Origin of the sequence: Mucilaginibacter sp., assembly GCF_039935595.1 — a bacterium.
Lineage (GTDB): Bacteria > Bacteroidota > Bacteroidia > Sphingobacteriales > Sphingobacteriaceae > Mucilaginibacter.
Genome location: NZ_JBDTJZ010000199.1, coordinates 1 through 7,797, shown reverse-complemented (window position 1 = coordinate 7,797; position 7,797 = coordinate 1). Strand labels below are relative to the sequence as shown.

Here is a 7,797-nt window from a genome sequence, read left to right as displayed (position 1 = left end):
GTTGCGGGTGTTTAAGGATAATGGCGATAAATTTGATGTTATTGTATTAGATCCGCCTAAATACGCGCCATCACGGTCGGCTTTGGATAGGGCATCACGTGCCTATAAGGACCTTAACCGATTGGCTATGCTATTATTAAATGATGGCGGGCTACTGGCTACCTATTCCTGCTCGGGTGCTATGAACATGGAAACTTTTAAACAGGTTTTGGCCTGGGCCGCTTTAGACGCCGGTAAACAGGTGCAGTTTATTTACCAGTTTTGCCAGCCGGAAGATCACCCTGTACGCTCTTCATTCCCCGAAGGGGAGTATTTAAAAGGGCTGTTATGCCGGGTTTTTTAAAAAGAGGCGGTTACTTATTTACATACGGTGTATGGGTAAAGCTGCTGTGCTTCGCCCAAAAACAGTTGCGGGTTGTTTTTAAACCCGGGCGAGGTTATATCCATAGCCGGATACTGTTTGGGATAAGTTATACCCGCTATACTGGTAAGCGTATAAATAATATTTTGTGATGAGGTCGCAGAATCCTTATGCATCGACAGATTCAATATTTTTTCGGGATATTTTTGTTGCACCTGCGGCGAGTACCAAATAAACAACGGTACGTGTATAACATATTTTGACGGAGGCGAGGCATTTATATGATGGGTAAAATGTCTTTTATCATCCAGCAGATCCTCGCCATGGTCAGAGATATAAACAACCGACGAGAAGCTGTTTTGACTTTTTGCTATGCTGATAATGCTGTCTAAAACCGCATCGGTATAGCGTATGCTATTATCATAGCTATTAACCATCACATTACGAAACTTAAGGTCATTAACTTTTGAACGGATGGTTTTATTGCTTGGCTTAAAAAAGTCATAATTATCAGGATACCTGTCGCTATAATCAAAATGACTACCCATAGTATGCATAACAATAAACTTTTTATCGCCGGGCATATTTATTATTGCTTTAAATTGCTCCAGCATATCCATGTCCTTATCCCTGCTCTTGTCTTCCATAAAGTTAAACTGATGTTTAGCCTCAATAGCATGAACCGAAATGCTTCCGTTATCGCCGGGCTGATTGGATAACCAGAAAGTGTCAAATCCAGCCTCATTAAATGCACCTATTATTCCTTTCCTGTTGTAATGCGTCTCAAAATCAGGTGCGCCTACGCCCGTTAATATTAAAGGTACCGCGTTCTCTGTGGCGTATGCGCCACTTACCGTATTACTAAATGAAATTAAGTTTTCTCTTTTAGATAACTTTGGCGATGTATTTCGGCCATAGCCATTAATACCCCAGCTAAAATATCGGCTGCTTTCGCCCACAACCAGTATGATTATCTGTTTACCGCTTATACTGGTGTCTGCTTTTGCAAAATAATTAAATTCATCTCTGCTTTTTTGGGTACGGATTATGGTTCGCTTTTCCTCAATATACCTATTTATACCCTTAATCATACTGGTGGGGTATACATTAAAAAAGTTGGTTCGTGCGGTATCATAGTAATTTTTTTCGCCATATTTTACATCCAATAATGGCCCGGTTACAATAATGCCAAAAGCGATAAGCGAAATATATATTGCCGTTTTTGAAGGCAAAACGGAGGGTATGTTTCGAACCACAAAGTAGAGGGCTGCCGCGTAAATTAAATAAAGCGGAATTAAAACCGGGTAGTATTCATGAAATAACTCGCCTGTTTCATGACGGTTAGTGTTTAAAAACAACATCATCAGATCACTCGAAACATTATTGTCGAACGATAGGATATAAACAATGTTTAATGGTATGGTTATAAAAATTGGCGTTAACAGCAGCAGGTATAGTTTAATGCGGTTTTTAAACAGGTATACCGGTAGTAAAAAAACAGCGGTTATCCACGTTAAAATGATAATGGCCTGGTACACATCGGGCCGGGTTAATTGATAAATAAACTCGGATAGCCCGATAAACAACAAAAGTATTAATAACCAAATCCAGGAAAAACGAAATTGTTTGCGCGGTTCAAGCATCTATATGAAAAGCCGGTTAAGAGGTATCAACCGCTAAATTATAAATTAAATGCACTTTATAATGTAGCCAGCGCTTTTTTTGGTGATAAAAAAGTCCTTCGCTGCGCTCAGAACGGCAATTCTCTATTTAATTACTCAAATTTTACCACCGAATAATTGGAATTGATATTGATCATTCTCTCCAGATCACCCTTACCAACATGGCCCTTAAAGTTTTGGGTAGGGTTCCAGCGCTGATCTTCTGTTGATCGTTTTGAAATATTAACGGGCTTATTCCCGGTATTAAAGCTTCCGTAATGCAGGGTTACATCAAAATCGGCATTTTCATCATCGGCAATACCCAGTTTTACAGCCGAGTAATTGGAGTTAACTAATAAATTTTTCAGGTTTTTATCAATATCAGTAATTTGCACGCCACTGCCATACTTAACATTAATAATGCCCGAGGTTGATATTTTACCAATTTTTGCCGAGCTATAACTCATAGCAGCATTTAATTTATCGGCCCATCCCAGGGTAAGTGTTCCGGAGGTTATATCCAGATCGCTGGCCCTGAGGCTGGCTATACGGGCATCGCCATAACTAACTTTTATAATATTAGCCGGGTTGGTAAGCGATTTTGCTACGAGATCGCCAAAGGAGCAATTAATAACCACTTTGCCATTTAAGTCGGGTAGTTCAATATTGCCTAACTTGTTGGTTATGTTCAGCGCATTTTTTGCGGGCATATAAACCACATAATTTATTTCAACCTTTCTAAAATTGTTTCGGCCAACCGCTAAAATGGCGGCTTCTTTATCAATTATGGTTTTAAAAATTACGGTTTGGCCCTGCTTTTTATCCGTTATATTTATGCTGTTAAGCAGGTTGCTGGTTTCATCGGTTTTATCAGCCAATACTTTAATTTGTACATCAACCTTAAACTCGTTTTTAGCCCAGGTTTTTACACTCACCTTGCCGTACCGGTTATCAATATCTAACCGGGTGTTGGCATCGGCAACATAGGTTTTACTATAGTTTTTTATTTTTTGATCGGTTTCCGTATCAACATCAGCCTGCCCGTCCTGATCTTGCCCATCAGTAGGCGGGGTAACGGCATTTTCGGTTCCAACGGTACTATTATTTAATATTTCAATATCTCTTGCTTTTAAATGAACATGTTTGGTTGTTGCATCAATAAGTGTAAAACTACCACTGGCCGATTTTATAATATGCGCGTTCAAATCAGTAAGTGGGTCGGCCACGGTTGTATTTGTGGGGTCTAAAACAAATACCCCTGCTGCCCTGGCAAAGCATAATGAATGCGCTGCAAGCGTAATGGTTAGTACGGCCAATGCGGTATTAAATATTTTTGCTTTCATTTTGTCTTTTTGTTTGGTTGTACTGCTCAATGATGGTTAATTGCTGATTGAGTACCTCGGTTTGAATCTCTAAATTTTTGATCATGGCGCGCAATACCAGCTCCGGGTTTGGGCTGGTAGCCAAATCGCTGTTTAATTTGCGGTATATCGAATCCATTTTAGTGGTTTCGGCACTAAATTCTTTGTATAATTCGGGGTCGGCCTGTGCCAGTGATTGCAGTTCGGTACGTTTAGTAGCAATAAGTTTGGTGTATTGTACCCGCTGCTGGGCATATACCGGGTTTATGCTTGCGTAGTTAATTTTATTGGCGTTTTCATTGTGCAGGTAAAGCACAAAGCTAATAGCCATTACTATAATAACTGATGCTGCAATGCGTAATACAAACCCTAATGAAAAAGTTTTGATCTCATTTTTTTTTTGCTGCACCAATTGTACAGGCAGTTCCTTCTCTATACGGCTCCATAAATCAGCCGATGGCTCTATGTCATTAAATTCTTCCCGGTTTGCTTTTACAAACTCTTCTAATCGGTTATTCATTTTATTGTTTATTTATTAACAGCGCCTGCAATTTTCGTTTAGCGCGTAAAAATTGTGTTCGTGATGTGTTTTCGGCAATGTTTAATATTTGTCCTATTTCTTCGTGGTCGTATCCCTCAAACAGGTATAATGATAGTACTACACGGTATCCTTCGGGCAGTTTGGTCATGGCCGCTTTTATAAGCTTTACCTGGTACTGCAGGTCATCGTCGTTATCTATAACCTCGTCAGGTATATGTTCAAATTCGCTGCTTTCAAACTCAATCCATTCAACCTTGCGCTTTCTTAATAAATTTATTGACCGGTTAACCACTATTTGCTTAAGCCATAGGCCAAAAGTGGTTTCCTGCCTAAAATCTTTTAACTTACTAAAAGCATCTGAAAACGACTCCTGTAAAACATCTTCAGCATCGGCAAAATTGCCCACAATGCGAAAGGCGACGTTTAGCATCGCTTTCGAATACAATCGGTACAATTCATAACAGGCTTTTTTGTTTCCCTGTTTACATTCAACAACAAGGTTGTAATGTTTGTCAACAAATGCGGCGTCCAAATTTTTCAGCTTTCAAATTTATATGACGCACGAAAGCGCTTAACGTTGCACAAATAGGAAAATTATTTTGACTAAGATTTTTAAGATGGGAAGATTATAAGATTAAGGTTATCAAGGTAATCCTTTAATCCTAAAAATCATGGTTCAGACAAATATCAATAGCCATTACCGCTTTTTTATATCTATCCTGACCAGTACCGGAGATAACCGTATAGTTAGCATTTAAGGCTTTTAATTCTTTATGCCATACTTCCATAAAATGTTCACGCATATCGGGGAAATCACGTAAGGGGTCGTCTTGCCAGGGCAGGTCGATATCTAACAGTAAATAAAGGTCATAATGATAGTTGGGAAGCGCATCCAGTACCTGCTGTGGCGATTGGCCAAACATTTGGTCGCTCCAAATTTTTACAGTGATAAAGGTGGTATCGCAAATCAGTATTTTATTGGCTTTTGGCAGGTATTCTTTTTCGAGTGCTAACTGCCCCTCAAACATATTGATCTCGTCTTGCCAGGTAGGCGGGGCGGTTAGGTTTTCACAATACTCACGCGCATATTCAGGTACCCAAACCGTGTTGTAATGTTTGGCCAAATAGGCAGACATGGTTGATTTCCCGGTTGATTCAGGGCCCACAACCGCTATTTTTATGATTTTAGAAATATCCATTTATTATAAATCCGAAATCGAACATCCGAAATCCGAAATTAAGAATTTTGTTTTTGATAATCTTTTTTCCAATCCAAATACCCAATTAGGGCTATTGCCACATAAATGGCATACATTATAGCGGTTAAATGCAATCCCTTAAATATATAAACACCTACATATATAATATCTACAAAAACCCAAATCAGCCAGTTTTCAACTATTTTACGGGCCATAAAAAATTGGGCAACCAGGCTGCAGGCGGTGCAAAAGCTATCAATATAAGGGTAGGAGGCCGTAGTATATTTTAAAACCGAACCCAATATAATGGTGAATATAATTACAGCTACAGCCGATAATACCACTTGTTGTTTGGTAATTAAAACAACCGGCGTTTTTGGTTGCGAAGCGGGCTTTTGGCTCCAAAAATACCAGCCGTAAATATTTACAACCAGAAAATAGAATTGCAACCCTACATCAGCAAAAAGATGGCTGTTATAAAAAATAAATATATAAATGCACACGTTGATAATAGCAAACGGCCAGTTCCATATAATATTTTTTGCTGCCAGGTAAACACAAAGTAATCCGCTTACTACACCTGCAATTTCAAGCCATGACTGGCTTTGCCACCATGTTTGCAAAGTTTGTATACTGCTCATTTTCAAATATAGCCAGCCTATCAACAATAATAAATAGAAAAATAGCTATAAATGTTATAAGCTTAGTATCAGTATTTTACCTTGAGGGAAAATTTTACACGTAAAAAGAAATAAAATTTATGCTTTTGTAAATTAAAAACTCTAATTTTATAGCTAAGATTTAAACCATTCCTAACGCAATGCTTTTATATATGGAAGATACTGTGGGGAGGAATAAAATTTAATTGTTATTTTTTTGGAAAAAGCCGTTCCTTTTCATAGGGGAACGGCTTTTGTTTTTAATGTACATCTGTGGGTACCTTAACGTTCTTTTTAAACGGTTGCAAATAAAGCAACGGTATTGAAAACAACATCACCAGACCTGATATATAATAAGCATCGTCGTAAGTTAACAGCAATGATTGCCGGGTTACAGCGCCCTCAATAGCTGCGTAAGCCATGTGTAAAGCATCTGTAGCTGATTTTCCCTTAGCCATAAAAGCCTGGGTTAACATGTGCAGCCTATCATTAAAGGCATTATTATACGGATTGATGTTACTTAACAAATTGCTGCGATGGAAGCCGGTACGGATGTGAATAATTGTTGTAAGCACCGCAATACCGAATGATCCGCCCAGTTGCCGCATCATATTATTTAAACCTGTTCCCTGCCCAAGTTCCGGACCTTTCAGATCAGCAATAGCCAACGTGGTTAACGGTACAAATAATAGCGCCATACCAACACCTCTTATCAATAGGGGTATTAGTACGTCTTTTTGCCCGGTACCTAAGGTTGAGCTACTTAGCATGGTGGTAAATACAAAGAATAAGAACATGCCGGCAGTCGCCATAAATTGTGCCGGTATACCTCTGTTTAACATCTTACCAATAAATGGCATCATTACAATGGTACATAAACCGCCCGGAAACAATAGCTCGCCGGTTTGTTGTGCAGAAAAGCCCAATAAATTTTGACAAAATACCGGGAACACAAACACCGATCCATACAAACCAAATCCTAATATAAATGAAGTAAACATACCTACCGCGAAACTGCGGTGCCGCAATATGCCAAAGTTTACAATGGGGTGGTCAGTACTCATTTCGCGCCATATAAACAGGAAAATACCCAGTATAGCGGTAATAGTAAGAACCAGTATGTAAGTAGTGGCAAACCAATCTTCCGACTCGCCTTTTTCTAATATGGTTTGTAAACTGCCTACCGCAACGGCAAGCAGGGCAATGCCCCACCAGTCAATAGGTTTGCCCTTTGCCTCCTTGGGTGTTTCGTTAATAAAGGTGTATGCGCAAAATGCCGCCAATGCTCCAACAGGGATATTTACATAAAATATCCAGCGCCAGGTGGCGTGGTCGGTAATATAACCGCCAATGGTTGGGCCAACTGTTGGGCCAACTACAGCGCCTAAACCAAATAGTGCTGTAGCTGTACCAATTTGCTCGCGCGGCCAGGTCTCCACCAATATGGCTTGCGATGTAGATATCAAACCCCCTCCTGCAAGCCCCTGTAATATCCTGAAGATAACCAGCTCGTTTAAACCGGTAGCGTTACCGCATAAAAACGAGGCTATGGTAAATACTATGATAGAGGTGATAAAATATTGTTTACGGCCAAAGCGGCTGCCTAACCAGCCCGACATTGGCAAAATAATTACGTTTGCTACGGCATACCCGGTAACTACCCAGGCCACATCCTCTAAAGTTGCGCCGAGGTTACCCTGTATAACCGGTAAGGATACGTTAACTATCGTGGTATCTATCAGCTCCAGTAACGAAGCCACGATAACCGTGATGGTAATGATCCATTTTTTAAAGCCAGTTTCAGCCATTTTTGTTTAGTTCATAGTTGATGGTTAATAGTTCATAGCCATTGGGGATATAAAATACAAACCGAATTATTTGATAATGATAGCATAGTAGCTCACAGTCATCGACTATGAACTATGATCCATGAACTATCAACCTATTCTTTAGTAATAACAGATACATTTACGCTCATGCCCGGGCGCAGCTTATCCATTATCTCTTTTGATGCG

General features: G+C 39.6%; 7 protein-coding genes and 1 pseudogene. 1 reads left to right on the top strand and 7 read right to left on the bottom strand.

Annotated elements, in window-relative coordinates; translation table 11 throughout:
* Positions 1-343, top strand: a pseudogene (locus ABI367_RS13970) (class I SAM-dependent rRNA methyltransferase); the annotation flags it as partial.
* Positions 344-357: 14 nt separating this feature from the next.
* On the opposite strand, the gene ABI367_RS13965 reads toward ABI367_RS13970, so the two are convergent.
* From ABI367_RS13965 to ABI367_RS13935, 7 genes are all read right to left on the bottom strand, one after another.
* Entirely contained in the window at positions 358-1,950 is a 1,593-nt protein-coding gene (locus ABI367_RS13965; RefSeq protein ID WP_462229290.1) for a phosphoethanolamine transferase, read from the bottom strand.
* Positions 1,951-2,135: 185 nt separating this feature from the next.
* Positions 2,136-3,365, bottom strand: a complete 1,230-nt coding sequence (locus ABI367_RS13960) for a hypothetical protein (protein ID WP_462229288.1) — start codon at positions 3,363-3,365, stop codon at positions 2,136-2,138.
* On the bottom strand, positions 3,346-3,903 hold the full coding sequence (locus tag ABI367_RS13955) for a hypothetical protein (protein WP_462229286.1): 558 nt from the start codon (positions 3,901-3,903) through the stop codon (positions 3,346-3,348). The genes ABI367_RS13960 and ABI367_RS13955 overlap by 20 nt, the downstream gene beginning before the upstream one ends.
* 1 nt (position 3,904) lies before the next feature.
* A complete protein-coding gene (locus ABI367_RS13950; RefSeq protein ID WP_462258093.1) occupies positions 3,905-4,354 on the bottom strand; it encodes an RNA polymerase sigma factor in 450 nt (149 codons plus the stop codon).
* A gap of 232 nt (positions 4,355-4,586) precedes the next feature.
* Positions 4,587-5,123, bottom strand: coding sequence for an AAA family ATPase (locus tag ABI367_RS13945; RefSeq protein WP_462229282.1), 537 nt, complete (start codon positions 5,121-5,123; stop codon positions 4,587-4,589).
* 38 nt (positions 5,124-5,161) lie between these two features.
* Positions 5,162-5,764 carry a nicotinamide riboside transporter PnuC gene (gene pnuC, locus ABI367_RS13940; RefSeq protein WP_462229280.1) on the bottom strand — a complete coding sequence of 201 codons (603 nt, stop codon included), beginning with the start codon at positions 5,762-5,764 and terminating at the stop codon, positions 5,162-5,164.
* A gap of 278 nt (positions 5,765-6,042) precedes the next feature.
* Entirely contained in the window at positions 6,043-7,590 is a 1,548-nt protein-coding gene (locus ABI367_RS13935; protein ID WP_462229278.1) for a DHA2 family efflux MFS transporter permease subunit, read from the bottom strand.
* Positions 7,591-7,797 lie beyond the last annotated feature (207 nt).

Bases quoted from the DNA above. Each gene is read 5' to 3' on its own strand.
- pnuC (WP_462229280.1), bottom strand. From the start codon at position 5,764: ATGAGCAGTATACAAACTTTGCAAACATGGTGGCAAAGCCAGTCATGG.
- ABI367_RS13960 (WP_462229288.1), bottom strand. From the start codon at position 3,365: ATGAAAGCAAAAATATTTAATACCGCATTGGCCGTACTAACCATTACG.
- ABI367_RS13935 (WP_462229278.1), bottom strand. From the start codon at position 7,590: ATGGCTGAAACTGGCTTTAAAAAATGGATCATTACCATCACGGTTATC.
- ABI367_RS13955 (WP_462229286.1), bottom strand. From the start codon at position 3,903: ATGAATAACCGATTAGAAGAGTTTGTAAAAGCAAACCGGGAAGAATTT.
- ABI367_RS13950 (WP_462258093.1), bottom strand. From the start codon at position 4,354: ATGCTAAACGTCGCCTTTCGCATTGTGGGCAATTTTGCCGATGCTGAA.
- ABI367_RS13945 (WP_462229282.1), bottom strand. From the start codon at position 5,123: ATGGATATTTCTAAAATCATAAAAATAGCGGTTGTGGGCCCTGAATCA.